The organism is Streptomyces finlayi (assembly GCF_014216315.1).
GTDB classification, from domain to species: domain Bacteria; phylum Actinomycetota; class Actinomycetes; order Streptomycetales; family Streptomycetaceae; genus Streptomyces; species Streptomyces finlayi_A.
Genome location: NZ_CP045702.1, coordinates 4303647 through 4328770, shown reverse-complemented (window position 1 = coordinate 4328770; position 25124 = coordinate 4303647). Strand labels below are relative to the sequence as shown.

Here is a 25124-nt window from a genome sequence, read left to right as displayed (position 1 = left end):
GTCAAATTTGACTAGCTGGAGGAAGGTATCCCACCCGAATCCATTCGTCAAACTTGATTAGTGGTTGTCTCCGGGATCAGGAACGCCGGTGGCGTAGGGGTTCTCCTCACCCTCGCCGAGCACCCCGACGAACGGCTCCCCCTCGCCCGCGAAGGTGTAGGCGCCCCCCTCGATCCGGGCGATCAGGCCGCGCGTCCATTCGGCACCCGAATCCGCCGAGTACACCCACAGGTGCATGATCTCGCCGATGTGCCCGAGTGCTTCCGGGCCGTCCTCGGGGGTGTAGTGCTCGGTCACCGCGGTCCGCCACGCCTCGATGGCCGCGATCCGCCGCCGCAGCAGCGCGAGCGCCTCGGACCGCTCCAGATCGACGATGAAGCCGATCGCCGCCGAGAGCACGTCCATCTTCTGGTCGTACGAGACGACCGCCTCGCGGAGCAGGCCCAGGAATTCCCGGGTGCCCTCTTCGGTGATCTCGTACTCCGTGCGGGGCGGGCCGCCGGCCGTCGAGGGCGCGACCTCGTGCGCGACCAGCAGGCCCTGCTTCGCCATCTGCTTGAGAGCGTGGTAGATCGATCCGGGTTTCGCGTTGGACCACTCGTGCGCGCCCCAGTACTCCAGGTCGTTGCGGACCTGATAGCCGTGCGCACGGCCGTGCTGACGCACGGCGCCGAGGACGAGCAGCCGGATCGCGGACATTCCCACACTCTTTCTCATCAGTGTTTCTATTCAATTTTGACTAGGGGCATCCTCAGCGTAGCCCTCGGCCAGGGCGACCAGTTCGAAGGCCGTCCTGCCGTCGAGGGTCTCCCGGATGATGTCCGCGTGCCCGGCGTGCCGGGCGATCTCCTCCACGAGGTGGACCAGCATCCAGCGCATCGAGACCTGGCCCTCCTTCGGGAACCAGGGCGCCTCGGGCAGCGGGAAGGTGTCGTCCATGCTGTCCACCGAGGCGATGAACTCCTCGGTCTCCGCCGCGACCTTCGCCCAGAAGGCGAGGACTTCGGGGATCGACTCCCCCTCGACCAGCCGGAAGCTGTCGGCCCAGGTCTCCGCAGTGCGCTCCTTCTCGTTCGGTCGCCGCTGAGCCATCCGGAGCCAGTTCAGCTCGGTCTCGGCCACGTGCTTGAGCAGTCCGGACAGGGACAGCCCACTGGCGCTGGGCCGACTCGCGGCCTGCTCCTCGGAGAGACCGATGAGCGCGCGGCGGAGGCCGCCGCGCTGCGCCTCGACGAAGGCCAGAAGTGCGCCGCGCTCGTCGCCGTGCGCCGCGGAAGGTACGTGGGTGACCATGGTGACCGCCTTGGGGATCGTGCCGGTGCCCTGCTTCCTGACACCGACCAGGTTACGAATCCTTGCGGTCAGCTTCCGTCCTCAACTGTGAGGTGCGGAACGGGGAGTTCAGGACGGGGACGCAGGACGGGGAGTGGCGGCGGGTTCAGAAGGGGAAACGGGTCCGTCCGTGCTGGATGGACATCCACTTCTGCGTGGTGAACGCCTCCACCGCGGCCTCACCGTTCAGCCGGCCCATCCCCGACATCTTCTCGCCGCCGAAAGCCACGAGCGGGTCGTCCTGCACGGTGGAGTCGTTGACGTGGAACATCCCGCTGACAATGCGCCGCGCGAAGCGCACACCGCGCTCCACGTCCTTCGTGTGCACGGCACCGCTCAGCCCGTACGGGCTGTCGTTCACGATCCGTACGGCCTCGTCCTCGCCGTCGAACGGCACCAGCAGCGCCACCGGGCCGAAGATCTCCTGGACCAGCAGCGGGGAGTCCTCGGGCAGCCGGGCCAGCACCGTCGGCTCGACGAGGTTGCCGCGCGTGCGGCCCCGTACCAGCGCCGTGGCACCGTCGGTGATCGCCTGGTCGACCAGGGAGGTCAGGGCGTCCGCCTGGAAGTCACTGATGACAGGGCCGATACGGGTCTCCGGATCGCGCGGATCGCCGGTCCTGAGGCCGGCCACCGCCGCCGTGAACCGCTCGGTGAAGCCGGCCTCGACCGCCCGGTCCACCAGGATGCGGTTGGCTGCCATGCTGACCTGCCCCTGGTACAGGAAGCGGCTGAAGACGGCGGCCTGGACCGCGTAGTCGATGTCCGCGTCCTCCAGCACGACCAGGGCGCTGTTGCCACTGAGTTCGAGGATGGCCCGCTTGAAGAGACCGCCCGCCGTCGCGGCGATATGACGGCCCACGCGGTCCGATCCGGTGAACGAGATCACCTTGGGCACGGGGTGCGCGATGAACGCGTCGCCTATCTCCGCGCTGTCCGTGACCACCACATTGAGCAGTCCGGCCGGCAGGCCCGCGTCCTCGAAGATCTTGGCCACCAGGGTGCCTCCCACAATGGGCGCGTTCTGGTGTGGCTTGACGACGACCGCGTTACCGAGAGCCAGGGCGGGCGCCACGGACTTCATCGTCACCAGGAAAGGGAAGTTGAATGCGGAGATCACACCGATGACCCCGACGGGCACCCGGTGGACGCGGTTCTCCTTGCCGTCAACCGGTGAGGGCAGCAGCCTGCTCATCGGGCGCAGCGCCTGGTCGGCCGCCGCGCGCAGGAACTCCTGACAGATACGGACCTCGTACTCCGCCTTGAAGCGGGTACCGCCCAGCTCGTCGACGATCGTTTCGACGATCGCCTCGGCGCGCTCCGCGATGATGTCCACGGCGCGGCTCAGCACGGCACGGCGTTCGTACGCACCGGAAGCGGCCCACTCCGGCTGCGCGCGTTCGGCGGCACGGTAGGCCCTGTCCACTTCCAGCGAGGTGGCGACGGTGATCGAGCTCAGCTTCTCACCGTTGTAGGGATTGATATCGATGATGTCCCACGAGCCGCTGCCGGTCAGCCACTCGCCGTCGATGTACTGGTGGGCCAGTTCATTGAAGTAGGACATGCAATCCCTTACTGCAGACGCAGACTCCCGTTACGGCTGATACGGCGTCATCGTACCGATAAATCACGTCAGTTGGAGGAGTCCGCGAAGCAGATCCCGGCTCTCTTCCGGACCCGGGCTGTCCCCCTGGAGCCGAATCATGGCCTTTTCGTACTGGGCGACTTCCTCGGCCTTGTCCAGATACAGCGCACTTGTCAGCTGCTCCAGATAGACCAGATCCGACAGATCGGATTCCGGGAATCGCAGCATCGTAAACGCACCGCTCTCTCCCGCATGCCCGCCGAAACTGAAGGGCATCACCTGGAGCGTGACGTTCGGCTGCTCCGACATATCGATCAGATGCCGCAATTGCGCACGCATCACCTCGCGCTCGCCGTACGGACGGCGCAGCGCCGCCTCGTCGAGCACGGCGTGGAAACGGGGGGCCCGCTCGGAGACGAGCGCCTTCTGCCGTTCCAGCCTCAGCGCGACCCGGCGGTCGATCTCGGCCGCGGGAGCTCCTCGCATACCCCGGGAGACCACGGCATGGGCGTACGCCTCGGTCTGCAACAGACCGTGGACGAACTGCACTTCATAGATCCGGATGAGCGACGCCGCCCCCTCCAGACCGATGTACGTCTGGAACCAGCCGGGCAGCACGTCGCCGAAACTGTGCCACCAGCCTGCCACGTTGGCCTCACGGGCCAGCCCGAGGAGGGAGTCGCGCTCCACCTCGTCGGCGACACCGTAGAGCGTGAGCAGGTCCTCGACATCCCTGGCCTTGAAGCTCACCCGTCCCAACTCCATGCGGCTGATCTTCGATTCGGAGGCACGGATGGAGTAGCCGGCCGCCTCACGCGTGATGCCGCGCGACTCGCGCAGGCGCCTGAGCTGTGAGCCCAGCAGGATGCGCCGCACCACAGAACCACTCGACTCGCCTGCCGGCACTGGTCCAACCCTCCCCATCGCTTCCCGGACACCGAGGTTCCCCCGAACCCCGAGTGCCGGATTCTGCCACCAAAACGCTTCAGCCCGTACTCATTCGATTACGGAAATGAGAAGACTTGCAGAAAGCCGCGAATCTGCCCAGGGGAAGAAATGAGTAAGAACCGGCACGCTGTCGGGCAGGTCAGGCGCGTGCACGTGCATCTGCCCTTGCATCTGCCGTGCGCATTCGGAACCATGGCCATCGCGCACCTGCGTGCTCGTTCGTGTTGTGCCGCTGTACCCCCCGCAGTACCGCTACAGGCAGTGCCGCTACAGCCGCGAATCCCGGGAGTGCCTCGCATGGGGACGAATGGATCGACGATGCTCGAGCCGTTACGGCAGGGGCTTCCACCAACCGACCCCTCGGCGGTCGCCGGGTCGGCCTCCTGCACGTTGCCGGCTTGCTACGAGGCGGTGGGCGGGGCACGGCGGTTCACCAGGAAGACGCTCGCCCAGTGGGAGCTGACCGAGCGGTTCGACGATGTCGCCCTGGTCGTCTCCGAACTGGTCACCAACGCACTGCGCCACGCCCTGCCGACGGATACTCCCAGGGACCCGCAGGACCCGCCCGTGCGGCTGCACCTGATGCACTGGACGTCCCGCCTGGTGTGCGCGGTGCGCGATCCCAGCCGGAGCGGTCCGGTCGCCGGTCAGGCGGCGGACTCGGCGGAGTCGGGGCGTGGCCTCTTCCTCGTGGAGTCCTTCAGCGACTCGTGGGGCTGGCACCCCTCCCCCGTACTGGCCGGGGAGAAACTGCCCTCCGGGGCCCTGCGGGGGAAGGTGGTCTGGGCACTGTTCCGGCTGCCGGGTGACGGAACGGCCGACGACGCGCGACAGAGCGCTGGGTGCTGAAGCGCGTAGCGAGCGCGTCGGCGGTGGCGCCGGCCGTGCGGGACAGGGCGGTGCGGGCGGACGGGCAGCTGTGCGCGTGGGTGCGTCAGCCGCCTGTCGCCAGGTGGTCGAACTCCCCGTCCTTGACGCCGAGAAGCAACGCCTCTATCTCGGCCGGCGTATAGACCAGGGCGGGCCCGTCGGGGTGGCGTGAGTTCCGCATCGCCACATTCCCTCCGGGCAGTTTGGCGAACTCCACACAGGAGCCCTGGGAGTTGCTGTGTCTGCTCTTCTGCCAGACGACTCCGCGAAGCTCTGTGGCTGCCATGCCGTTGTACACGTGGTGCACAGGACGCTCCCCGAGTTGCAAGGTGCAAGTGTCAACTAGCTCGGATCATAGCTGTGTTCATATGCCAATGCATGAGCAGATGCACGTGCACGGGGGGTGTTCCTTTGATTACAGCTTTCCTCTCCACCTGCACACCCTCCCGCCGAGGAGACGAACGGGAGGTCTTTTCGGCTCCTTGATAAGGGAGTTGCTTCTTCCCCGCTGGTAGTTTGGCGCGGTCTTTCGACCGAAAACCAACAGGGGGAAGTCCGCATGGGCAGGTTTGTACGTACCGGATCCGTAGTCGCCGCGAGTCTGGTGGCCGCACTCGCACTGACGGCCTGCGGCAGTGACGGGGACGGAGGAGGCGGCCGGAAGGGCGGTTCGAGCAAGGGGGCCGGTTCCGATTCCGGCTCCGGTTCCGGTTCCGGTTCCGGTTCCTCCGGTTCGGCTTCCGGTTCGGCCGGAAATCCAGGTGCCGGTGCGGCGAAACTCGAAGGCACCTGGGCGGGGCTGACCGACGGGAAGGCCGTGGCACTGTCCGTCGCCTCCGGTCAGGCCGCCCTCGTCGCGGAACAACACGTCTGTCAGGGCAAGGTGACGGGCCGGGGCGAGGTGACGCTGACGCTGACGTGCGTGGACGGCAACACCGACCGCACCTCGGGGTCCGTCGAGTCCAACGACGGCCGGACCATCGTCGTCTCGTGGAACGCCGGGGCCAAGGACACCCTGACCAAGACCGACGGCACGCAGCTGCCGACGGAGCTGCCGGGCATGCCGACGCCCTGACGGCTGTGCATCCTCAGGGCGCCGGCGCCTGAGGGTTGACGGGTCGGTCAGGGTTGACGGGCTGGTCAGAGGTGACCGGTGGGTCAGAGGTAGCCGGTGGGTCAGAGGTGACCGGTGCGTCGAGGCTTCGGGAGAACTCCTCCAGCGCTTCGAGGAGCAGGCCCGCACCCTCGCGTACGACGGGGTCGGTCACCGGGGCGGGGATCGCCTCGGTGGCACCCTCGGCCGTCACGGCGTGCGAGCCCGACTCCTCGCTGTCCCAGTACGCCACCGTTTCGCGCACCGCTTCCCACTCCGGTACGCGGCGTTCCCGTACCGCCTTCGCACTCCTTTCGGTCGCCTTCCGCAGGGCGGCGGCCAGTTCGGCCCCTTCCACCGGGACGCCCAGCGCGGGGTCCGCGAGCGAGGCCAGCACGGGTCTGATCCGCTCGGCGACCCCGCGGGCCCCGTGCAGTTCGGCGGGTCGGCGGCGGGCCTGACGGGGGGGTGACTGCGGCCGCGCTGCGGGCGGCCGCCGCTCGAACCGTCAGCACCGAGCGGGCGGTCTCCTTCAGCGCCCGGAGCCAGCTCATGGGCCGAGCCTAGCGGCAATATCCGACAAGGCCGACTTGAGGGAATTGCCGGAACTCGGCGGCTTCCGCCCGGGTCAGCGGTCGATTCCCGGGCCGCCTCTTCCCAACCGGGCCCGGTCCGCGGCGGCCGTTCCGTGGGTCCAGCCGTCGAGATCGGTGGCGCCGCGCACCCGGGTGGTGGTCGTCTTCGGGAACATCCGCTCGGCCGTGTCCGTGACGGCCACGTCCCTGGCGGCCAGGACCGGCAGGAGACTGCCGGGAGCGGCGTGCTCCGTGGCGCCCGGGATGTCGTCGGCCGCGCCGCCCGCGTCCGCCGCCGCGGTGACCCGGGCTGTGTCGGACGCGAGGCGGCCGCCGAGCCGTTGGGCGTACGCCATCAGGAACGACTGCCGGAACGCCTTGGTCCGCTTGCGCCCGCCGGCCCGCTGACCGGCCTCGGCCTTCGTCATCGCGGACGTGCCCTGCACGAGCAGGGAGGTGAAGAGCAGTTCCACGGCCTCCAGGTCCGGTTCGAAACCGACGACGGTCGTGAAACCGAGCTCGCTGTTCCACACAGCCTGGCAGCGGTTCGCGGTGGCGACGGCGTCGAGAAGGATCGCCTTCGCCGTCTCGTACGGGGCGTCGACCCCGACCCGGCAGGCGCCCGGTGTCTCGTCGCTGTGGGTGCGGGCGGCGATCAGCGCCTCGTCGATGCTGTGCCGGGCCATCAGCTCCTGCGCCTTGGTCGTGAGGGCCTCGGCCTCCTCCGGGAAGCCGGTGCCCTCCGCCTTCGCGAGGAGGGCGCGGATGCGTGTGAGCATCCGGGATTCGCCGTGGGCGGGCGGCTGGTACAGACGGTCGGCGGCGGTCCCGGGGGCCGGGCCGACGGGTTCGATGGAGGGGAGGCCCAGCAGCAGGCGGTACAGGCCGAGGAGAGCGGAGGCGTACGAGAAGCGGTCGGGCCGGTTCCGGGGGGCGGGGGCGGGAAGTGCGGCGAGCTGGTCGGCCCAGCGGGGCGGGAGGTGCGGGTACCTGGCGGTCTCGGTGGCGATCAGGGCCGCCGCGAGAGCGGCCCCGCTCTCGTCGAGCTCCCGCCGGACGATCCGGATGACGTCGGCGGGCTGCCAGCCACGGGCCCAGGCACGCCGCACGAACTCCTCGCCGCGGGCGTGCGCCTCGTCGTCGGCGGTGGGGGCGGCGGCGAGGAGGGAGGCGCCGGTGTCCAGGCCCGTGTCGTCGTGCGCGTACAGGGCCGCCGCGAATGCCTGGTCGATCACCGGTTCCATGAGGTCAGGGTAGTAACCCGTGCCTGTCAGGCGAGGGGGGCCGGGGTCCGGGGAGGAGTCCCGGACGTGTCAGGGCCGCCTCCGGGCCGTTGTCAGTGGTGGGTGCCAGACTCGGGCCATGACCGAACGTTGGGCTCTGGCCACGGCAGAGGGCGGCGGCGCACTGCTCGCACCGCTGGGCCCGGACGGGCTGCCCACCGGTCCCGTTCTCGCCGAGCCCGATCTCGTGGAGGCCGTCCGGTCGCGGCCCGATGTGGCCCGCTGGGTCTGGCGGTCCACCGCCGAGATCTATCCACGGCTGCTCGCGGCCGGCGTCCGCGTCGAGCGGTGCTACGACGTGGAGTGCGCCGAGCTGCTGCTGCTCGGGCACGAGGGGCGCTTCGGGGAGCCGAGGTCAGCGGCCGCCGCCTTCGCCCGCCTCCACGACGCCGCCGTACCTCCGGACCCTGTGCCCCGGTCCGCCGAGCCGGGATCGCAGTCCTCCCTCTTCGAGCCGCAGTCCGGGACGGACGTGCCCTTCGACGCGCTCCTCGCCGTCTACGCCGAGCAGGTACGCCGCCATGAGGCGGCGGAACATCCGGGCCGGATGCGGCTGCTCACCGCGTCCGAGTCGGCCGGCATGCTCGTCGCCACCGAGATGAACAGGGCGGGCCTGCCCTGGCGGGCGGATGTGCACCGGGACCTGCTGCACGAGCTGCTGGGCGAGCGGTACGCGGGCGGCGGGGAGCCCCGCAGGCTGGCCGAGCTGGCGGACGAGGTGTCGGCGGCCTTCGGCCGACGGGTGCGGCCCGATCTGCCCGCCGATGTACTGAAGGCGTTCGCGCAGGCCGGGATCAAGGCGAAGTCGACGCGGCGCTGGGAGCTGGAGGAGCTGGACCACGCGGCAGTGGAGCCGCTGATCGCGTACAAGAAGCTGTACCGGATCTGGACGGCACACGGCTGGAGCTGGCTCCAGGACTGGGTCCGCGACGGCCGGTTCCGGCCGGAGTACCAGCCGGGAGGCACGGTCAGCGGCCGCTGGACGACCAACGGCGGCGGTGCCCTCCAGATCCCCAAGGTCATACGGCAGGCCGTCGTCGCGGACGAGGGCTGGCGGCTGGTCGTCGCCGACGCCGACCAGATGGAACCGCGCGTCCTCGCCGCGATCTCCCGCGACCGGGGGCTGATGGAGGTCGCCGGGCACGACGGCGACCTCTACAAGGCCCTGTCCGACCGGGCGTTCCACGGCGACCGCGACCACGCGAAGATCGCCCTGCTCGGCGCGATCTACGGCCAGACGTCCGGCGACGGACTGAAGAACCTGGCCGCGCTGCGCCGGAGGTTCCCACAGGCCGTCGCGTATGTCGACGACGCGGCGAAGGCGGGCGAGGAGGGTCGGCTCGTACGGACCTGGCTCGGCCGGACGAGCCCACCGGCCGCCGGGGCCGGGGAGGCCGAGGAAGCGGGCATTCCCCAGGAGACAGGGGAGGCGCCCGGCGGGGGCGGGGACTCGGTGCACACCGAGTCCACTCCCGGCTACGCCTCGTCGAACGCCCGCGCCCGGGGCCGTTTCACACGGAACTTCGTGGTCCAGGGCAGCGCCGCCGACTGGGCACTGCTGCTCCTGGCCGCGTTGCGGCGGACGCTCGCCGCCGGACAGCTGCGGGCCGAGCTGGTCTTCTTCCAGCACGACGAGGTGATCGTGCACTGTCCGGCAGAAGAGACCGCGCGTGTGGTTGAGGCGATCCGCGCGGCCGGAGAACTGGCCGGGCGGACCGCCTTCGGGGAGACACCGGTGCGGTTCCCGTTCACTACGGCGGTCGTGGAGCGGTACTCCGACGCCAAGTGAGGCCACCCCGGTGGGCACTCCTGGAGCTTCAGCCACTCCCCGCTGGTTGCCGGAGTGGTGAGCTGCTCCATGGTCACCGCGGGCTCGGGCCGGGTCGCGGCCGAAGACTGGTCGCCGGAGTCGAAAGGCCGTGACCACGACGCGCATGCCGTCGGGACGCATGGTGTAGGCCGTCCACCCCCGGGCGACACCTGCTCGGCCTCGGCGGCGGAGGGGGTGGTCGCCGTGCCCGTGGGGTCGGCGGACGCGGTTCCGGTCAGACCTGCGAGGGCGGGAGCGCCCACGGCCGCCGTGGCGGTGCACGCGATGAGCGCGCGTCTGCGCAGTGTGGTGATCTCCAGGTAACTCTGCTTGTGCGAGGGGTGTCGGGCTCCGGGGCGGGGAGTCCGGTCAGGGATCGCCGAAAACGTAGCCGCGCGTTGGACGCCAAAGGAGATGCCGTCCGCCCCCTCACTTCGCGTTCGGGGGCGCCACCGAGGCGACCGGGGCGGCTCAGGTAGCGGCCCGGGCGGCTCAGGTAGCGGCCCGGGCGGCTCAGGTGGTGGCCGGACTCGGCCGGCAGGACTGTGGCGCGGTACGGGCTCCCCCTCCGGCGGCGGCCCGGGTAGGTTCCCCTCATGCACACAGGCCAACCACTGGGCTCAGGACGCACCGCCGATGTGTACGCGATCGACGAGTCCTGGGTCCTGCGCCGCTACCGCGACGGCACCGACGCCACCCCCGAACTGGCCGTCATGGCCTATCTCGCCGCCACCGGATTCCCGGTCCCGCGCATAGGCCCGCCCGTGGGACCCGCGATGTCGGCTTCCGATCTGGTCCTGCAACGGCTGACCGGGCCGACCATGGCCGAGGCCCTGCTCACGGGCACACTCAGCGGGCCGGAGGGCGCCGAGACGCTGGCGCGGCTCCTGCGCGAGCTGCACACGATCCCGCCCCGGCTGTCCCACGACCCCGACGACCGGATCCTCCACCTCGATCTGCATCCCGAGAACGTGATGCTGACGCCCCATGGGCCGGTGGTGATCGACTGGAGCAATGCCTCGGAGGGGCCACCGGAACTGGACCGGGCCATGTCGTGCCTGATCCTGGCCCAGGTATCGCTCGACCCGTCGTTCCCTGCGTGGCCGGCCCTCCGGGCCCTGCTCGGGGACCTGGTCGGCCTGCTCGTCGAGGACGGCGGCGTGCCCCCCGAAGCTCTCGCCCGGGCCAAGAGGCTCCGGGCGGCGGACCCGTGCCTGACCGGGGCCGAGCTGGACGTACTCGACACGGCGGCCGAGCTGGTCGCCTCGGCGGCCGGCTGACCCGACGCCGTACCCGCCCCCGCGGACGGGCACGGCCGGACCGACCCGACGCCTTACCTACCCCCGCAGATAGGCCAGTACGGCCAGCACCCGGCGGTTCGTCCCGTCCGTCAGCGAGAGGTCGAGCTTCGTCAGGATCGAGCCGAAGTGCTTGCTGACCGTTCCCTCGCTCACCGACATCGCCTGCGCCACCGAGGCGTTCGAGCGTCCCTCGGCCATCAGCGCCAGCACCTCCTGCTCGCGGGCGGTGAGCCGGGACAGCGGATCGCGGCGGTGCCTGAGCAGGTGGCGTACGACCTCCGGGTCGACGACGGTGGCGCCGTCGGCGACCCGCCGGAGGGCGTCGACGAACTCCTCCACGTTGCCGATGCGCTCCTTGAGGAGGTAGCCGACGCCCGTACCGTCGGAGGAGTCCAGCAACTCCTCCGCGTAGGCCCGCTGGACATACTGGCTGAGCACGAGTACCGGCAGCCGCGGCCGGGACTCACGCAGGGCGACAGCCGCCCGCAGGCCCTCGTCCGAGAATCCCGGCGGCATCCGCACATCCGTCACGACGATGTCCGGGCCGTGCTCCTCGACGGCGGCGGTGAGCTCCCCGGCGGTGCCGACACCCGCCACGACCTGGTGGCCGAACCGCTCCAGCAGACCGACGAGGCCCTCGCGCAGGAGCACGCTGTCCTCGGCCAGCACGATGCGCACCATCAGATCCTCGATGTCATGGGGCAGTGGGCGTACGGGACATGGCTTTCGGGGCGGACACGGGAACGTCCAGCCGGAAGACGGTCGGCCCTCCGGGCGGGCTGGACAATAGCAGGCGGCCGTCCAGTACCGAGACGCGGTCGGCCACCCCCTGGAGCCCGGGCTCCTGTGCGGCTCCGCCGTCCTGCTGACCGGCCTCGGGTTGCTCGTCTGGGCACTGGTCACCGACCCGGGGGACGTACTGAAGCGGAAGACGTACATCCTCCAGCCGATGTGGCTGATCGTCGGCTTCGCGCTCTTCGCCCCGCTCCTGGTGCGCCCGCTGACCCGTCTCCTGACCTGGCTGCCCGCCCGGCTCCCGGGCGCTACGGGCCTGCTGGCCCGGCAGAACGCCTCCACTTCGGTACGCCGCACCGCGGCCGTCGCGGCGCCTGTCCTGATCACCGTGGCCCTGGCCGTCTCTCTGCTGGGCACCGTCGCCACCGTCAACGGGGCCAAGGCCACCGAAGCTGCGGCGCAGACCGGCGCGGACTGGGTCGTGGCGGCCGACGAGGGCCGCACGCTGGACCCCCTCTTCCTGGCCCGGGCCCAGAACATCCCGGGAGTGGTCACCAGCGCCTCGCGCTCCGGCGCGGTCACCGTCCTGGAAGGTGGCACCGCGCTCATCCGGTCCGAGGCGAGGGCCGTCGACCCGGCCGCCCTGGCCCAGGTCGCCCGTCTGCCCGTGGTCTCCGGCCGGATCGCCGACCTCGACGACGATTCGATCGTCGTCAACCAGGAGTGGGAGACCCGCGCCGTCGGACAGCGGGTGAGCGTCTGGCTCGGCGACGGCCGCAAGACGTCCCTGCGCATCGCGGCGGTCCTGCGCGTCGGCACCGGCTCGAACGGGGTGTATGTGACCCCGAAGAACGCGGCCGGCGCAGCGATCGACCGCATCGACATCAAACTCCGTACGGAAGCGAACCGTTCGGCCACAGCCGCCCTCCTGGAGGAGGCCGGACGGGACACCGCGACCCCGGTCCTGACGAAGGACACCTGGGTGAGCGAGCACTACCCGCGCACCAGCGAGAACACCCGCATGGGCATGCTGCTGATCCTCGGGATCGCCCTTCTGTACACGGGCATCGCCCTCGCCAACACGTTGGTGATGGCCACCACCGACCGGGTCCGCGACCTTGCGGTGCTCCGCCTCACCGGTGCCACGAAACCGCAGGTCCTGTGGCTGGTCACCGTCGAGGCCCTGGTCGTCGTGGTCGTGGGTGCGGTCCTCGGCGGCGCTGTCGCCGCTCTGAACCTCCTGGGCGTCAAGGGCGCCCTGGAACTGCTCTCCGTGAGCTCACCGGTGCTCGTGCCCTGGGGCGCCGTGAGCGCCCTCCTGGCCGCGAGCACCGCCCTGGCCACGGTCTCCGCCGTACTTCCGGCGCTGGCGGCCCTGCGCACCCGGCCCGTCGAACTCGGCGGCATGCGCGAGTGAGTGACGTACCGTCAGTTGCGCTCTCCGGTCACCACGGGCCGCTCCGACGGGAGGCCCCACTCGCTCCAGGACCCGTCGTACACGGACAGCGCGCGGTATCCGGCCAGTTCGGCGCCCAGCGCCAGTACGCAGGCGGTGACCCCGGACCCGCAGCTGAACACCAGCCGCTCGCGCTCTCCCACGAGGCCGGCGAAGGCGGCTCGCAGCTCCGGGACCGGAAGCATCCGCCCCTCCCGCTGGAGTTCGACGAAGGGAAGATTCACCGCCCCGGGCATATGGCCGCCCCGCAGCCCCGCCCGGGGCTCGGGTGCCGTCCCGGTGAACCGCCCCCGGGCGCGGGCGTCGATGACGACGGCCTCCGGGTCGGAGAGTGCCGCCGCGACCTCATCGCTCCCGACGACGAGCCCGGGACGCGGCCGGGCGGTGAAGTCACCCTCCGGCCACGCGGCCGCGTCCCCGCTCTCGCATGGCAGCCCGGCTCCTGACCATGCGGGCAGCCCGCCGTCGAGCACGGCGACGCGGTCGAAACCCATCGCCCGCAGCATCCACCAGGCGCGGGCACTCGAGTAGACGCCTGCCGCGTCGTAGACGATCACGGTGTCGGCGTCATGGACGCCCACCGCCCGCATCTCGCGCGCGAAGGCTTCCGGACCGGGCATGGTGTGCGGCAGCGGTCCGGAGTGGTCGGACAGCGCACCGTCGAGATCGAAGACCCGCGCCCCCGGGATCCGCCGGTCCGCACCCATGTCGACACTCCGGTCGACAGCCCGGTGCGCACCCCGGTCCGGACTCCGGTGCGCACTGACCGACGCGTCGAGCACTACCAGGCCCGGCGAACCGAGCCGCTCCGCGAGCCACTCCACCGGGACCAGAGGCCCGGGACGATCCGCCGAAAGCCCCACCGCACGCATGTGTTCGACCTCCCCTGGGCGGACTGCCCTCACGGCTCCACCCACACGCCGCCCACGGTACAAGGGCCATCACCATGGTCCTGTTCAGGCCTGTCCGGCAGACAGGAGGACCTTGTGCTTCTCCCATGCGCTCCGGTAGACCACCTCTTGGGCACCAGGAAGCCCAGCCGTTTCACGGGGGAGCCGTTACCGATGGTCGCGAAATCGACATGTCGCCATGAATCACTACAAGAACTCGGCGCACGCTGATGGCGGCGCCCGTACCGAGGCTGCTCGCCGTCAGCGATCTGCACACCGGGGTGGCGGACAACGTCCCGATCCTGGAGTCCCTGCGGCCCACGACGGGCGATGACTGGCTGATCGTGGCCGGGGACGTCGCCGAGCTGTGCGCCGACATCCAGCGGTCCCTCGCGCTGCTCGCGCAGCGCTTCGCCAAGGTGATCTGGACGCCCGGCAACCACGAGCTGTGGACGGTCAAGAGCGATCCGGTACAGCTGCGCGGTGAGGCGCGCTACCGGCATCTCGTGGACATCTGCCGCGACTTGGGCGTGGTCACGCCCGAGGACCCGTACCCGGTCTGGGCGGACCCCGCCGGTCCGGTCGCGGTCGCCCCCCTCTTCCTCCTGTACGACTACACCTTCCGTCCCGCCGGCGCGGCGACCAAGGAGGAGGCCCTGCGGATCGCACACGAGCGCGGGATCGTCTGCACGGACGAGTACCTGCTGCACCCCGAGCCGTACCTGGGCCGCGAGGACTGGTGCCGCGCCAGGGTCGAGTCGACACGACGGCGGCTCGAAGCCCACGACCCGGCCGTACCGCTGGTCCTGGTCAACCACTTCCCGTTGCTCAGAGCGCCGACGGACGTCCTGCACCATCCGGAGTTCGCCCAGTGGTGCGGCACGGAGGCGACGGCGGACTGGCACACCCGGTTCAGCACCACCGCCGTCGTGTACGGACACCTGCACATCCCGCGCACCACCTGGTACGACGGCGTCCGGTTCGAGGAGGTCTCCGTCGGCTACCCACGCGAGTGGCGGCGTCGCGGCCACCCCAAGGGGCTGCTCCGGCAGGTCCTGCCCTACGACGGGACCGGGGTGGGACGGTGATCGCGCAGCTGGTACCCCCGGCCGTGTCCTCGGCCGATTCCTTCGAGGACCACGGCTGGGACGCCCTCTACCCCGAGGAAAGGGCGCTGGTCCGGAACGCGGTGGAATCCCGGCGGCGCGAGTTCGCCACCGCGCGGGCCTGCGCACGCGCCGCACTGTCCGGACTGGGGCTGCCTCCCGTGCCCATACTCCCCGGCGTCAGAAACGTCCCGCAGTGGCCCACGGGCGTGGTCGGCAGTCTCACCCACTGCGCCGGCTACCGGGCCGCGGCGGTGGCCCACAGCACCGCCTTTCACGCGATCGGCATCGACGCCGAACCCAACGAGGCGCTGCCGGACGGAGTTCTGGGGTCGATCGCGACGGCCGAAGACCTCCGCCATCTCGACGCCGCCCCCCGGGACGGCGTGGTCCACTGGCCCCGGCTGCTGTTCAGCGCCAAGGAGAGCGTCTACAAGGCGTGGTTCCCGATGACAGGCATCGAACTCGACTTCGCCGACGCCACCGTCCACGCCGTGGCGGACCCCCGGCCCACGGCCGCACCTTCCGCCGGAGAGGCAACGGGGAGCTTCACCGCACGCATCCGGTTCCAGGGGCAAACGCCGGACGGCCACCCGGTGTCCGGGTTCAGCGGCCGGTGGCTGGTCCGCCGCGGAATCATCGTCACGACGGCGACGCTGCCCGTGCCGGCCTGATCACCCCCGGCGGCCGACCGGTCGCCCTCCCGGCGTCCACGGCCACGGGGCGACGACCGGCAGCGGACTGCAAGGTCACCAGAACCAGGAAAGCCCAGCTCAGACAGAGTCCGAGCTGGGCTTTCAATGGAGCCGCCTTCGGGATTCGAACCCGAGACCTACGCATCACGAGGGCTCACAAAATCATCCCAGTTGGTGCCGGGCGGTGCCACAGAATCTCGTTTCCCCAGGTCACAGACGCCTGACCTTGATCACTATGACGCTGAGTCCACCCTAGGGCCACCCAGTCCGCTCACGCGGCGCTCACGCGAACCGGGGTCGCCTTCAGAAGGCGATCAGATCCTGCCGAGGTCGACCTCCACCGCGAAGGGCGCCGAAACCTTGACGACGCCGGTGAACACTTCCCCGTCCCGGTAGACCCTGGCAGCAGGGTCCAGAACGTAGGTGTAGACGAGAGGGACGCCGGTCGCGGCCTGCTCGACCCTCCAGTAGAAGGCGATACCGGACTTGGCGTACTGGTCCGTCTTCACGATCCGATCGGTGGTCTCCGATCCCGGCGAGACGACCTCCACGACGAGCAGCACGTGCTCAGGACGGGTGGGCGTGATGTCGATCGAGTCCGCACGGTACACAACGACATCCGGGCGCCGATTCGTGAGCGGGACGTCCTGGAGACGGACATCGAAGTCGGTATCGGCATTCCACTCAGCCCCCGCAGCCTCCTCCAAGGAATTCGCCAGGATCCGAGCAAGCCGGTTGTGGCGCTTGGACGCACTGGGGCTCACAACAACCATCCCGTCCACGATCTCGATCCCCGCACACTGCTCCTCGGACCAGGAGTCGTACTGCTCCGCGGTGATCTGCTCGTGCATCCACGCAGGGGCTGCCATCTCGGCAGTCATGACGCACCTCCCGGACACCATGCGGGCGGGCCCGATCCCGCTGAGCTCAGCGTACTGTCTCAGCTCCCAGCACGTTGGACGCCAGAACAGCCGGCATGCGCGCTTCGGCTCTCCAGCAGGAGACGGCTACGCAGCGCCGACTCGCAGTGCTGCTCCAGCGCCAGGCCCGACTTCGCGGACGATCGAGGAGATGACCGACGACTACGTCGAGCAGATCCGCCGGGTTCAGCCGCACGGGTCGCACCAGCTGCTGGGCTCATCGGCGGGCCGCTGAGGACCGCGCCGCTCGCCCTGACCCGCTGGCTGCCATTCGCCTTCGCCGCCCTCGGTCAGCTGTTGTCGCTGCTCACCCTGCTGCTGATCCGCCGGGACTTCCAGGAACGCAGGAAGCGCGACGACAATCGGTCGCTGGTCCGGGAGATACGCTGTCGTGCACAGTGACCCGGCTGTCGTCGCCGGTGCTTCCGAGGTAGGAGCGGAAGCCCTCGGCGGACTCCGCGGACAGGTCGTACGGCCCGGTCTCCTCGAAGGACCAGTCGGTGCCCGTGAGGTAGGTGTGGATGTACCGCGCGATCAGTCCGGTGCCGTGCGCGGGGCGCCTCCTTGCGTCTCGCCGACGAACTCCGCGCAGACGCTGAACTCACCGGCGAGCAACCGGCCCCAGGTCAGTGACCACGGCCGCTCACCGCGCCGGCCGTGCAGCGCCCCGGCCAGCACTCGGCCGGAACCGGCCAGGGCCGGGGTCAGCGCCACCGGTTCGTCATCGGACAGCAGGGCGAGTGCGGGGCGGCCGTCGAAAGCCGGGTTCGGAACCAGCCGGACCACGATGCCGCTGTTCGCCAGCACCAGGTCACCGCCGGCACCCGGCGGACGGACTCCGCCCTGGCGCGGTGCGGGCTCGGCCGCCGGCTCGGGGGCCACCGCCAGGGCGGCCGTCGGCGTCTCGGTCATTACGGCGTTCCTGAACACGGAGTTGTCCGCCCAGCCGGGGGTGCGGGTGAGGGGCTCTGAGGATGAGCCCCTAGGAGTCTGATGACGCTCTTGAAAATGCGTCCGGCTTGCACCGGTTCAACCGGATTGACATTTACCGGCGATCCAGGGTGAACCGGGCGGCCGGAGCAAGATCTTCAAGAGACTCCCGGAGACGTACAACCGGGCGGCGTCGAGTCACTCGACGTCCTTGAGGACCCGCTCGACGGTCTTGACCCGGTCGCTCACGTCGTTGAGCTGGAGGCGCACCTCGACCAGTTCCCGCTCCATGTCCTGCTGGGCGATCACCGCCTTCTCCGCGATGCTCTTGTAGTCGCTCTCCCTGGACATCATGGTCTTGGCACGCCACACCGCGATCGTCGGCCAGATCACGAGAACCGCGCACAAGAGGATGAATCCCATGGACCCGAAGGACCAGATCATGCCGTCGTCGTAAGCGGCCAGCCGCACAGGGCTCATTTACGGTCTCCTTTACTTTGGTCAGCGGTGAGTGAGAGCGCGGCCGCTGCGAGGGCCTCGGGCGTGAGGTGCAGCGAGAACGGCTCGATGTCGTAGTACTTCATGGCCTTGCCGTCCTCGGAGAGCACGAGTCTCGAGGTGACCAGCCCTGCCGCTTCCAGCTTGCGCAGGTGGACCTGGAGCAGCGCACGGCTGATCCCCATTTTGCGCGCCAGCCGGCTCACGTAGTCCTCGCCGCCCGCCAGGGTGGCCAGGATGCGCATCCGGTGCGGGTTGGCGAGCGTGGCCAGGATCTGCACCAGCCGGTCACCCGTCACTTCGGAAAGCTCCATGCCCCTCCTCTATCTGCAAACAAATACTTGCAGGTGCTAGAGCGAGGTGTCAACTGCTTCGTGGAGTGAGCACATGCAACAACGGGCCCATGGAACGGCGAAGGGCGCCCGCCGACCGGCGAGACGCCCTTCTGGTGGTGGTGCAGATCAGCTGCAGCGCCACACGGCCGGGAACCGCGGGAAGGTGCTGCCTGTGCGGGCCTTCGCGCCCGCCAGCGTCCCGTCGCCGGTGAGCGCGTAGAACATGCCGTCGCTCGGGGCGGCCCCCACGCCGGTGGTCAGCTGCCACAGGCTGGGAACCAGCTTCTTGTCGGTACCGAGGATCAGGCCCTGGCTGTTGATGGCGGAGGCGCTCTGCCCCGTCGGCAGGGCCGTCGCCTTGCCGTCCTTGTTCCATAGGACGGCGGACGGGTCGAAGTCGGAGGTCAAGGCCTTACCGATGACATAGCCGTTCGAGATCCCCGTGACCTGGGCGTGCGCCGCGCCCGCCGGGATCGGCAACTGCTTGGCGACGCCGTCCTTCCACAGGTACGGCAGCCAGGTGCCCTTTCGGTTGTCGACGACCGTGATCGCCACCGTGCCGTCGCTGTCGACGCCCTCGACCTGGCTGCCGCGGGGGAGCCCGGGCAGCTTGACCACGGTGCCGGGCTGGTCGGCCGGCCACTTGTAGACCTCGGTGTAGTTCGGGTCGGCGCCGTAGCCGTGGCCGTAGATGTCCCCGTTCTCCGTGATCGCGCTGGTGTGCACGTCGTGGGTGTCGGGAAGCACCGGAAGCTTCTCCAGCTTGCCGTTGCGGGAGACGACCGGGAACCAGGACCAGGACGGGAAGCCCTCCGTCACACCGGTGATCTCGGCGCCCTGCCCCACGACGGTGCCCCTGGTGTTCACGTCGCTGATCATGAGGTCGAAGTCGGCGCCGGCCGCGGGCCCCAGGTCTGTGACCTTACCGCCCGACCAGAGGACGGCATGCTGCAGCGAGTCCTCCCCGGGGAACTCGACCTCCCCCGCGTACAGTCCGGCCCCGGCCGTCGCCGTCACGGCCCCGGCCTTGATGCCCTCCGGCACCGGCAGGTGGGTCGCCTTGTACGCGCAGGCCTGGGCAGCGGCCTGAGGGGCGGCCTGGGCGGACGGTGCGATGCCAGTCACTGCGGAGGCGGCGAGGAACGTCGCGGCCAGTAACGTGACGTTGCGTCTTTTCGGGTTCATGCCATCCCATCGAAGCGGTGAATGCCAGCCCGCCCAGTATTCGGGCCGTCTCTATGTTCCTCCTATGTCACACGCAATGACGACATGGCATGCTCCCTCCCTGGACGAGGCAACCGGCGTGCCAGCCAGGTTCGACGGCATCGCATCTTGTCCAGGGCTCTCAAGATTGCCCACCGCCGCCGCATCATCGCTGAGAACGTCGCGACCCTCGTGGATCCCCCGAGCGTCGACGAGACGGAGGCCAATCCCTTCACCAAGGAAGAGGCCAAAGCGTTCCTCGAAGCCGCCGCTCAGCGTCCTACCTTCATGCGGTGGATCGTGGGCGTCGGCATGGGGTTCAGGCAGGGCGAGACCCTCGGTCTGCGGTGGTCGTACGTGGACCTGGAGGCGGAGCTTTTCCGGCCCGAGTGGCAGCTTCAGCGCCTCACCTGGCGCCACGGCTGCGGCGGGGCTCACGTCTGCGGCGCGCGCCTTCACCGCTTCGAACCATGCCCGCCGGCCTGCACCACGCACAAGGGCTACAAGCGCGGTTGCCCGAAGCCATGCCCCAAGACGTGCACGAGCCATGCGAGCGCGTGCCCGCAGCGCAAGGGGGGTGGTCTCGTCTTCACGCGCCCCAAGACAAAGAAGAGCCGGAATGCTGTCCCGATTCCGCCAGTCTTCATCTCCCTCCTTCACGACCACGGGGCCCGGCAGGAGGCAATGCGGGCCGCAGCGGGCGAGCTGTGGCAGGAGTAGGACGTCGTGTTCTCACGGCCGGATGGGCGCCCCCTCGACCCACGCGCCGATTACGAAGAGTTCAAGCAATTGCTTGGGGAAGCGGGTATCGACGACCGCCGCCTGTTTGACGGCAGTCGCCACACGGCCGGCACGATCCTGAACGAGTTGGGGGTGGACATGCCCACGATCATGGAGATCCTTCGGCACACCCAGATCAGTCAAACCCGGCGGTACGTGAAGGGGCGGTCTCACCTATCGAAGGACGCCATGCGTCGCATGGGCGAGTTCTTCGTCCCCTCGCCAACGAAGCCGGATCCGGGCCCCACTGAGACCAGAACTGAGACCGTCGACACTCGCGCGGCCCGCGCTCGGCGTCGTCGCCGCATCCAGTAAAAGCAAAAGCCCCAGGTCACGGTTAGTGAGTCCTGGGGCTTCAACGGAGCCGCCTTCGGGATTCGAACCCGAGACCTACGCATTACGAGACCATGAGCGATCATGTTGCGAGGTGCCCCGTTGTGCCGCCCAGTGACGTTTTTCCTGATCAGGCCACGTGTAACAGGTCTACCTGCACTACCCCCTGATGCACCGTCCAAAGGCGTCTGTCCACCGGCTGTCCACCGGCCGGGCTGCTTGGCTGGCTACCCCTCGCCGTCCCATCGCTTCTGACGAGACCCCTGGCAGGGACGGAGGCCGGCATGAGGACGACTGTCCATTTCCCCCAAGGGGCGACCACGCGGCACTTCACCACGAACGCCGCAGCCTCCATCCGCGACGAGACCTCCGCTTGAAACGATATCTACCATAGCCGATAAATGGTATCGTTTCACTGACAGGAGCAGCTGCGAAGGGACCATCCACATGGCCAGAACCGTCATCGACCTCGATGAAGACATGGTCACCGAGGCCATGCGCATCTTCGGGACCAAAACGAAGGCCAAAGCCGTCCGCCTCGCCATGGAAGACGCCGTCAAGCGACACCTGCGACAGGAGTTCTTCGACGCCATGGATGCCGGCGAGCTCGACTTCAGCGAGATCGTCGAGAGCACCGGCCCCCGCAACGCCGACGGCTCCCTCAAGCACCACGGTGACCACAGCGGGGGCCAGGCCGCCTGATGCGGGACCGCTACCTGATCGACAAGTCCGCCCTCGCCCGCTGGACGAAACCGAGTGTCAAGGAGGTGCTCAAGCCCCTGCATGAGCGTTACCTCCTCGCCGTATGCCAGCCCACCGAGTTCGAGATGATCCACTCCGCACGGGGCAGCTCAGAAGCAACACGGATCAGCACCTGGCTCCACGCCTTCGACTACCTCCGCACCGACGACGACACCTTCACCCGCGCTCTCGAGATCCAGCGCCATGCCCTCAATGCAGGCTTCCACCGCGCTCTGTCCCTCCCCGACCTGCTGATCGCCGCCACAGCGGAACTGAACCGGCGAACGGTCCTCCACTACGACGGAGACTTCGACATGATCGCCTCCCTCACCGGCCAACCCACCGAATGGGTCGTCCCGCCAGGCAGCGCCGACTGATGAGAATGCCGGCCTTCCCCACCTCCGATGAGATGTCTGACGCGGTGCACCGGCGCGGACCAGTTGGGCTTTGGCCGAACAGGAAGATTCGAACCCGAGACTTACGCATACGAGGGGCCCGCAAAATCATTCCGGATGGCGCTGAGCGGTGCCTCTCCCAGCGGTCGCGCGCCGAGCAGCGCCGTCGGGGCGATCCGGCGTAGTCCCAGGGAAGCCAGCGCCCGGTTCGCCGACAGTTCCGAGATGAGCGCCTGGTCCTCGCTCCACAGTCAACTGGGTGCGCTGGCCGCGCGAATGTGCCCGTGTCGCCGTGCGACATCGTCAATCCATGGACGACGCCTCCTGCCGGTGGGAGCGCGCGGGGCCACGATCTCGGCGGCACAGGCCCTGGCAGCTTCGAGCACCTGCGCCTCGGGGCGGCCCAGGCACTCTTCGGCGGCCTGGACACGGTCAGGATCGGCAAGCCGGACCGCGAGGTGCTCGGGGAGTCCGGGCAGTGGTGGGGCCGCGACATCGGGACGGGTCCGGAGCACGTCGGCGAGGGCCTGGGCCGGCATATCGCGCAGATGATCAGTGTGCACGGAGCGGAAACGGGTCGCCCCGGGATCCTGTCAGACCTCCCACCCGGGCCACTGTCCTGCCTGGCCGTACGCCTCGCACCGTCATGCCCCCCGTGGCACCGGGCGCGGTAGCGTCGTGCGGTGGCGGTGTTGTTGCATGGCGGACATGGCAGCGGTAGTGAACGAGACAGCCGTGAAGACGTCCACGACCGACGAATCCTTCCGCGCCGGGCAGCGGCTGCGGCTGCGGGACGCGGCTGCGGCTGCGGGACGCGGGACGCGGCCACGGTCTCCGACACCGTGGCCGCCGACGGCGGCGCGAGCGGCTCGGTGACCACGGACGATGGAACGTACGACGTCTGGGTGGGCCTGGTCGACCGCCGTCTGACCGGCGAATGCCACTGCGCGGATGCCAGGGTCACCACGCTTTGCCCGCACGCGGTGGCACTCGCTCTCGACGCCATCGCTCCGGTCTCCGCTGGGCGCCGGCTCCTGCGCGGGACGCGGACACGGTCGATCCGCCGGACACGACGGTCAGTTGACTGCGGCCGAGAAGGGGCAGGTACTCGAGTCCCTACTCGCCGAGCGGCCTGGACTGCGGGCGGACGTGGGGCGGCTGGCGGTCGCCCTCCTCGACAGCCCGGGCTCGGCACGGCACGGCCGTGCGCGGCGGATGGACACCGAAGGGCTGCGGCAGGAGACCGCGGTCATGGTCGAAGACGCCCTGCGGGAACTGGAGATCGACGACGTGCGTACCGGGCACCGGTATACCGTTTGCGCTCTCCCGAGGACGACGACCGCGTCCACGTCTGGTACCACGACAAGGCCCGGACCGACCGGATGGACGGCGGCATCACCTTCGTGGAGTTCCTGCGCGAAGTGCTCGACCGCGCCCGGCAGGAGGATCCGTTCCCCCAACGGGATATGACCGGGACGCGGTGCCCTGCGCGAACCGATCGTCCTTCCCTTACCGGCCCCGGACCCTCCCCGGTCCCGACCTCGGCCATGCGGCCGAGTACGGGGGATTCCCCTACTACGTCCGGCGAGAGCATCAGTAGAACTACCCAATCGGCTACGGAAACTCGCGGAACCGGCCTGATCGCGGCCTACGGCCGACTTTGATGTGCTCTACGTGGTGAAGGGCCGGTCGGCCGGCAGGCCCGGCCCACTGTCAGAGGTACGTCCTACGGTCCTCACTATGAGTGAATCGATGAGTGAATCCCTTCTTGCTGCTGTCACCCCTGCCCATGGCGGCGATGCCTCGGATCGGGCAGCCCTGGTCCGTTCCCTGATCGCGGACAGGGCGGATGTCTCGGCACGCGACGAGCAGGGGGCCGCCCCGCTGCACCGGGCCGTGGAGGCGCCGTACGACGGCGATGGCCCGCTGCCGTCCCTGGAGGTCGTACGCGCGCTGCTGGAGTGCGGCGCCGATGTGCACGCCACGGACAGCAAGGGTGTCACGCCCGCTGGATGGGTCGTCGCGCGCAGCGGTGCGGAGGCGGAGGCACAGCGGGTGCGGCGTTCGGTGGAGGTGCTGGCACTGCTCGTGGAGCACGGTGCCCGGCTTGACGGCCCCAGCGGACTGCGCACCGGCGGATCGCTCGCCCACCACAGTGACGTGACCCAGCAGGTCTACGCGTTCCTGCTCGACCACGGCGCACCGATCGACGCGGTCGACGACCGCGGTGACACCCCGCTCCACGCGACCGTCCGTTCGCGCAGGCCGGAGCTGGTGAAGCTGCTGCTGGAGCGCGGCGCCGACACCGCCGCGGTCGATGGCCTGGGCCGGACGCCCCTCGGGTTCGCGGAGCGCCAGGCACAGGCGGAGACCGTGGCCGTACTAAAGGCGGCGGGCGCCCCCGCGCGGGTGCGCTACCCCGTCGTCGAAGGCGGGCCGCTGCCCATCGACATGGGCGCGGTCCGTCAGGTGGCCGGGGTGATGCGTGCCGAGCGGGCCGCGGTATGCGAGGCCGCCGGGATCCCCGACGACAGTGGCTGGCTTGCCGAGCTCGTGGAGCCGGACCTCGACAGCTACCAGGAGCTCGCCGCCCGGTTCAGTGACGGCATCGACCCCGACCTGCTCGGCTCAGTACCGGAGATGTGCGCCAAGGCCCTCGGCGACACCGGGGCCACCCGCACCCTGCTCGGTGACCGGCTCGTGGACACGCCGTTCTTCCACCACGGTGACCTGGTGGTGAAGGGACATCTCCGTGTGGCTGCGCCCTTCGTGCTGACCGGCTCACTGACCGTCGAGGGCGTGCTGGCGGACTGCGGCCCCGCTTCGGTCGTGGCCGTCTGCGGCGATGTCACCGCCCGCGGGGTGTTCACCGACGGCGACGTGAAATGCGGTGACATCCACGCAGAGGTCGTCTACGGCTTCTACAACGACCACACGCTCCAGGCAGGCAGGATCCACGCCCGCCTGGTCATCGAGGACGACCACGAGACCATCGCGACCGTGGAAGCGGACCTCTACTTCGACCAAGACGACTACCAGCAGGGGTACGGCGACGGCGTACAGGAGCAGCTGCGCGAACTCCTCGTGGACGACGTCTTCGCCGCCGACGAGGACGAGGACGAAGAAATGCTCGACAGCAGGCTGCTCATGACCCGGCTGAGCGAAGGGCTGCCCGTCTTCCGCGTGGACGCGGCTCCCGAGGGCCACTGAACGAGCGGCCCCCCGGTACGGCATCCGCCGGGCGCGACAGCCCACCGCGTGCCATACGCCGGCCACCTCATTCCCCACCGCATTCGCCCCCCTGTCAGAC

The 25124-nt window shown here is 69.6% G+C and carries 25 protein-coding genes and 3 pseudogenes; 12 read left to right on the top strand and 16 right to left on the bottom strand.

Annotation, left to right across the window (positions count from 1 at the left end; genetic code table 11):
* Nucleotides 1-57 precede the first annotated feature (57 nt).
* From F0344_RS20070 to F0344_RS20055, 4 genes are all read right to left on the bottom strand, one after another.
* On the bottom strand, nucleotides 58-699 hold the full coding sequence (locus tag F0344_RS20070) for a PadR family transcriptional regulator (protein WP_185302782.1): 642 nt from the start codon (nucleotides 697-699) through the stop codon (nucleotides 58-60).
* Between the two features lie 30 nt (nucleotides 700-729).
* Nucleotides 730-1293 carry a DinB family protein gene (locus F0344_RS20065; RefSeq protein WP_185300094.1) on the bottom strand — a complete coding sequence of 188 codons (564 nt, stop codon included), beginning with the start codon at nucleotides 1291-1293 and terminating at the stop codon, nucleotides 730-732.
* Between the two features lie 145 nt (nucleotides 1294-1438).
* The gene (locus tag F0344_RS20060; protein WP_185300093.1) at nucleotides 1439-2896 is read right to left on the bottom strand and encodes an aldehyde dehydrogenase family protein; all 1458 of its coding nucleotides are present in this window, start codon (nucleotides 2894-2896) and stop codon (nucleotides 1439-1441) included.
* Nucleotides 2897-2959: 63 nt separating this feature from the next.
* Nucleotides 2960-3841, bottom strand: a complete 882-nt coding sequence (locus F0344_RS20055; protein WP_185300092.1) for a helix-turn-helix domain-containing protein — start codon at nucleotides 3839-3841, stop codon at nucleotides 2960-2962.
* Nucleotides 3842-4162: 321 nt separating this feature from the next.
* On the opposite strand from F0344_RS20055, the gene F0344_RS20050 reads away from it, so the two are divergent.
* On the top strand, nucleotides 4163-4714 hold the full coding sequence (locus F0344_RS20050; RefSeq protein WP_258050019.1) for an ATP-binding protein: 552 nt from the start codon (nucleotides 4163-4165) through the stop codon (nucleotides 4712-4714).
* A gap of 85 nt (nucleotides 4715-4799) precedes the next feature.
* Here F0344_RS20050 and F0344_RS20045 read toward each other — a convergent pair whose 3' ends face one another.
* Nucleotides 4800-5042: a DUF397 domain-containing protein gene (locus F0344_RS20045; protein ID WP_056793446.1), complete on the bottom strand. Its 243-nt coding sequence runs from the start codon at nucleotides 5040-5042 to the stop codon at nucleotides 4800-4802.
* Nucleotides 5043-5294: 252 nt separating this feature from the next.
* Here F0344_RS20045 and F0344_RS20040 point away from each other — a divergent pair, with 252 nt between their 5' ends.
* Entirely contained in the window at nucleotides 5295-5810 is a 516-nt protein-coding gene (locus F0344_RS20040; protein WP_185300091.1) for a hypothetical protein, read from the top strand.
* 310 nt (nucleotides 5811-6120) lie between these two features.
* On the opposite strand, the pseudogene F0344_RS36860 reads toward F0344_RS20040, so the two are convergent.
* A pseudogene (locus tag F0344_RS36860) lies at nucleotides 6121-6319 on the bottom strand (hypothetical protein); the annotation flags it as partial.
* A 137-nt stretch (nucleotides 6320-6456) separates the two neighbouring features.
* Nucleotides 6457-7647, bottom strand: a complete 1191-nt coding sequence (locus tag F0344_RS20030) for a DUF2786 domain-containing protein (protein WP_185300089.1) — start codon at nucleotides 7645-7647, stop codon at nucleotides 6457-6459.
* A 118-nt stretch (nucleotides 7648-7765) separates the two neighbouring features.
* Between F0344_RS20030 and F0344_RS20025 the strand changes: the two genes are divergently transcribed.
* Both F0344_RS20025 and F0344_RS20020 read left to right on the top strand, forming a co-directional pair.
* Entirely contained in the window at nucleotides 7766-9475 is a 1710-nt protein-coding gene (locus F0344_RS20025; RefSeq protein ID WP_185300088.1) for a bifunctional 3'-5' exonuclease/DNA polymerase, read from the top strand.
* 617 nt (nucleotides 9476-10092) lie between these two features.
* Nucleotides 10093-10776 (top strand): phosphotransferase, encoded by a 684-nt coding sequence (locus tag F0344_RS20020; RefSeq protein WP_185300087.1) that lies wholly within the window; start codon nucleotides 10093-10095, stop codon nucleotides 10774-10776.
* Nucleotides 10777-10833: 57 nt separating this feature from the next.
* Here the strand turns inward: F0344_RS20020 and F0344_RS20015 are convergent, their stop codons facing one another.
* The gene (locus F0344_RS20015) at nucleotides 10834-11478 is read right to left on the bottom strand and encodes a response regulator transcription factor (RefSeq protein WP_185300086.1); all 645 of its coding nucleotides are present in this window, start codon (nucleotides 11476-11478) and stop codon (nucleotides 10834-10836) included.
* Nucleotides 11479-11677: 199 nt separating this feature from the next.
* Here F0344_RS20015 and F0344_RS20010 point away from each other — a divergent pair, with 199 nt between their 5' ends.
* On the top strand, nucleotides 11678-12949 hold the full coding sequence (locus F0344_RS20010; RefSeq protein ID WP_258050018.1) for an FtsX-like permease family protein: 1272 nt from the start codon (nucleotides 11678-11680) through the stop codon (nucleotides 12947-12949).
* A gap of 11 nt (nucleotides 12950-12960) precedes the next feature.
* Here F0344_RS20010 and F0344_RS20005 read toward each other — a convergent pair whose 3' ends face one another.
* Nucleotides 12961-13860: a sulfurtransferase gene (locus F0344_RS20005; protein ID WP_185300085.1), complete on the bottom strand. Its 900-nt coding sequence runs from the start codon at nucleotides 13858-13860 to the stop codon at nucleotides 12961-12963.
* A gap of 248 nt (nucleotides 13861-14108) precedes the next feature.
* Between F0344_RS20005 and F0344_RS20000 the strand changes: the two genes are divergently transcribed.
* Together F0344_RS20000 and F0344_RS19995 are read left to right on the top strand one after the other, a co-directional pair.
* On the top strand, nucleotides 14109-14966 hold the full coding sequence (locus F0344_RS20000; protein WP_185300084.1) for a metallophosphoesterase family protein: 858 nt from the start codon (nucleotides 14109-14111) through the stop codon (nucleotides 14964-14966).
* Nucleotides 14963-15658, top strand: a complete 696-nt coding sequence (locus F0344_RS19995; RefSeq protein WP_185300083.1) for a 4'-phosphopantetheinyl transferase family protein — start codon at nucleotides 14963-14965, stop codon at nucleotides 15656-15658. Before F0344_RS20000 ends, F0344_RS19995 begins: the two co-directional genes overlap by 4 nt.
* Nucleotides 15659-15993: 335 nt before the next feature.
* Here the strand turns inward: F0344_RS19995 and F0344_RS19990 are convergent, their stop codons facing one another.
* The 6 genes and pseudogenes from F0344_RS19990 to F0344_RS19970 all read right to left on the bottom strand — a co-directional run bounded on the left by F0344_RS19990 (nucleotide 15994) and on the right by F0344_RS19970 (nucleotide 19547).
* Nucleotides 15994-16560, bottom strand: coding sequence for a Uma2 family endonuclease (locus F0344_RS19990; protein ID WP_185300082.1), 567 nt, complete (start codon nucleotides 16558-16560; stop codon nucleotides 15994-15996).
* Between the two features lie 424 nt (nucleotides 16561-16984).
* Nucleotides 16985-17158 (bottom strand): annotated as a pseudogene (locus tag F0344_RS35965) (2,3-diaminopropionate biosynthesis protein SbnB); the annotation flags it as partial.
* Nucleotides 17134-17511, bottom strand: a complete 378-nt coding sequence (locus F0344_RS19985) for a hypothetical protein (protein ID WP_185300081.1) — start codon at nucleotides 17509-17511, stop codon at nucleotides 17134-17136. The pseudogene F0344_RS35965 and the gene F0344_RS19985, both read right to left, overlap by 25 nt.
* A gap of 216 nt (nucleotides 17512-17727) precedes the next feature.
* Nucleotides 17728-18009, bottom strand: a complete 282-nt coding sequence (locus F0344_RS19980; RefSeq protein WP_185300080.1) for a hypothetical protein — start codon at nucleotides 18007-18009, stop codon at nucleotides 17728-17730.
* Nucleotides 18006-18341 carry an ArsR/SmtB family transcription factor gene (locus F0344_RS19975; protein ID WP_185300079.1) on the bottom strand — a complete coding sequence of 112 codons (336 nt, stop codon included), beginning with the start codon at nucleotides 18339-18341 and terminating at the stop codon, nucleotides 18006-18008. The genes F0344_RS19980 and F0344_RS19975 overlap by 4 nt, the downstream gene beginning before the upstream one ends.
* Nucleotides 18342-18488: 147 nt before the next feature.
* The gene (locus F0344_RS19970; RefSeq protein ID WP_185300078.1) at nucleotides 18489-19547 is read right to left on the bottom strand and encodes a hypothetical protein; all 1059 of its coding nucleotides are present in this window, start codon (nucleotides 19545-19547) and stop codon (nucleotides 18489-18491) included.
* A gap of 129 nt (nucleotides 19548-19676) precedes the next feature.
* On the opposite strand from F0344_RS19970, the pseudogene F0344_RS19965 reads away from it, so the two are divergent.
* The 4 genes and pseudogenes from F0344_RS19965 to F0344_RS19950 all read left to right on the top strand — a co-directional run.
* Nucleotides 19677-20660 (top strand): annotated as a pseudogene (locus F0344_RS19965) (tyrosine-type recombinase/integrase); the annotation flags it as partial.
* Nucleotides 20661-21125: 465 nt separating this feature from the next.
* Nucleotides 21126-21380: a type II toxin-antitoxin system VapB family antitoxin gene (locus F0344_RS19960; RefSeq protein WP_185300077.1), complete on the top strand. Its 255-nt coding sequence runs from the start codon at nucleotides 21126-21128 to the stop codon at nucleotides 21378-21380.
* Nucleotides 21380-21796, top strand: a complete 417-nt coding sequence (locus F0344_RS19955) for a PIN domain nuclease (protein WP_185300076.1) — start codon at nucleotides 21380-21382, stop codon at nucleotides 21794-21796. The genes F0344_RS19960 and F0344_RS19955 overlap by 1 nt, the downstream gene beginning before the upstream one ends.
* Nucleotides 21797-22098: 302 nt before the next feature.
* On the top strand, nucleotides 22099-22488 hold the full coding sequence (locus F0344_RS19950; RefSeq protein ID WP_185300075.1) for a hypothetical protein: 390 nt from the start codon (nucleotides 22099-22101) through the stop codon (nucleotides 22486-22488).
* A 442-nt stretch (nucleotides 22489-22930) separates the two neighbouring features.
* Here F0344_RS19950 and F0344_RS19945 read toward each other — a convergent pair whose 3' ends face one another.
* Entirely contained in the window at nucleotides 22931-23119 is a 189-nt protein-coding gene (locus tag F0344_RS19945) for a hypothetical protein (protein ID WP_185300074.1), read from the bottom strand.
* A gap of 447 nt (nucleotides 23120-23566) precedes the next feature.
* Here F0344_RS19945 and F0344_RS19940 point away from each other — a divergent pair, with 447 nt between their 5' ends.
* Entirely contained in the window at nucleotides 23567-25024 is a 1458-nt protein-coding gene (locus tag F0344_RS19940) for an ankyrin repeat domain-containing protein (protein ID WP_185300073.1), read from the top strand.
* Nucleotides 25025-25124 lie beyond the last annotated feature (100 nt).

Coding starts and splice junctions, on each gene's coding strand:
- F0344_RS20070 (WP_185302782.1), bottom strand. CDS start 699: ATGTCCGCGATCCGGCTGCTCGTCCTCGGCGCCGTGCGTCAGCACGGC.
- F0344_RS20025 (WP_185300088.1), top strand. CDS start 7,766: ATGACCGAACGTTGGGCTCTGGCCACGGCAGAGGGCGGCGGCGCACTG.
- F0344_RS20015 (WP_185300086.1), bottom strand. CDS start 11,478: ATGGTGCGCATCGTGCTGGCCGAGGACAGCGTGCTCCTGCGCGAGGGC.
- F0344_RS20040 (WP_185300091.1), top strand. CDS start 5,295: ATGGGCAGGTTTGTACGTACCGGATCCGTAGTCGCCGCGAGTCTGGTG.
- F0344_RS19970 (WP_185300078.1), bottom strand. CDS start 19,547: ATGAACCCGAAAAGACGCAACGTCACGTTACTGGCCGCGACGTTCCTC.
- F0344_RS19990 (WP_185300082.1), bottom strand. CDS start 16,560: ATGACTGCCGAGATGGCAGCCCCTGCGTGGATGCACGAGCAGATCACC.
- F0344_RS20050 (WP_258050019.1), top strand. CDS start 4,163: ATGGGGACGAATGGATCGACGATGCTCGAGCCGTTACGGCAGGGGCTT.
- F0344_RS19955 (WP_185300076.1), top strand. CDS start 21,380: ATGCGGGACCGCTACCTGATCGACAAGTCCGCCCTCGCCCGCTGGACG.
- F0344_RS19980 (WP_185300080.1), bottom strand. CDS start 18,009: ATGAGCCCTGTGCGGCTGGCCGCTTACGACGACGGCATGATCTGGTCC.
- F0344_RS19985 (WP_185300081.1), bottom strand. CDS start 17,511: ATGACCGAGACGCCGACGGCCGCCCTGGCGGTGGCCCCCGAGCCGGCG.
- F0344_RS20055 (WP_185300092.1), bottom strand. CDS start 3,841: ATGGGGAGGGTTGGACCAGTGCCGGCAGGCGAGTCGAGTGGTTCTGTG.
- F0344_RS20005 (WP_185300085.1), bottom strand. CDS start 13,860: ATGCGTGCGGTGGGGCTTTCGGCGGATCGTCCCGGGCCTCTGGTCCCG.
- F0344_RS20000 (WP_185300084.1), top strand. CDS start 14,109: ATGGCGGCGCCCGTACCGAGGCTGCTCGCCGTCAGCGATCTGCACACC.
- F0344_RS19940 (WP_185300073.1), top strand. CDS start 23,567: ATGAGTGAATCCCTTCTTGCTGCTGTCACCCCTGCCCATGGCGGCGAT.
- F0344_RS19960 (WP_185300077.1), top strand. CDS start 21,126: ATGGCCAGAACCGTCATCGACCTCGATGAAGACATGGTCACCGAGGCC.
- F0344_RS19975 (WP_185300079.1), bottom strand. CDS start 18,341: ATGGAGCTTTCCGAAGTGACGGGTGACCGGCTGGTGCAGATCCTGGCC.
- F0344_RS20020 (WP_185300087.1), top strand. CDS start 10,093: ATGCACACAGGCCAACCACTGGGCTCAGGACGCACCGCCGATGTGTAC.
- F0344_RS20065 (WP_185300094.1), bottom strand. CDS start 1,293: ATGGTCACCCACGTACCTTCCGCGGCGCACGGCGACGAGCGCGGCGCA.
- F0344_RS20030 (WP_185300089.1), bottom strand. CDS start 7,647: ATGGAACCGGTGATCGACCAGGCATTCGCGGCGGCCCTGTACGCGCAC.
- F0344_RS20060 (WP_185300093.1), bottom strand. CDS start 2,896: ATGTCCTACTTCAATGAACTGGCCCACCAGTACATCGACGGCGAGTGG.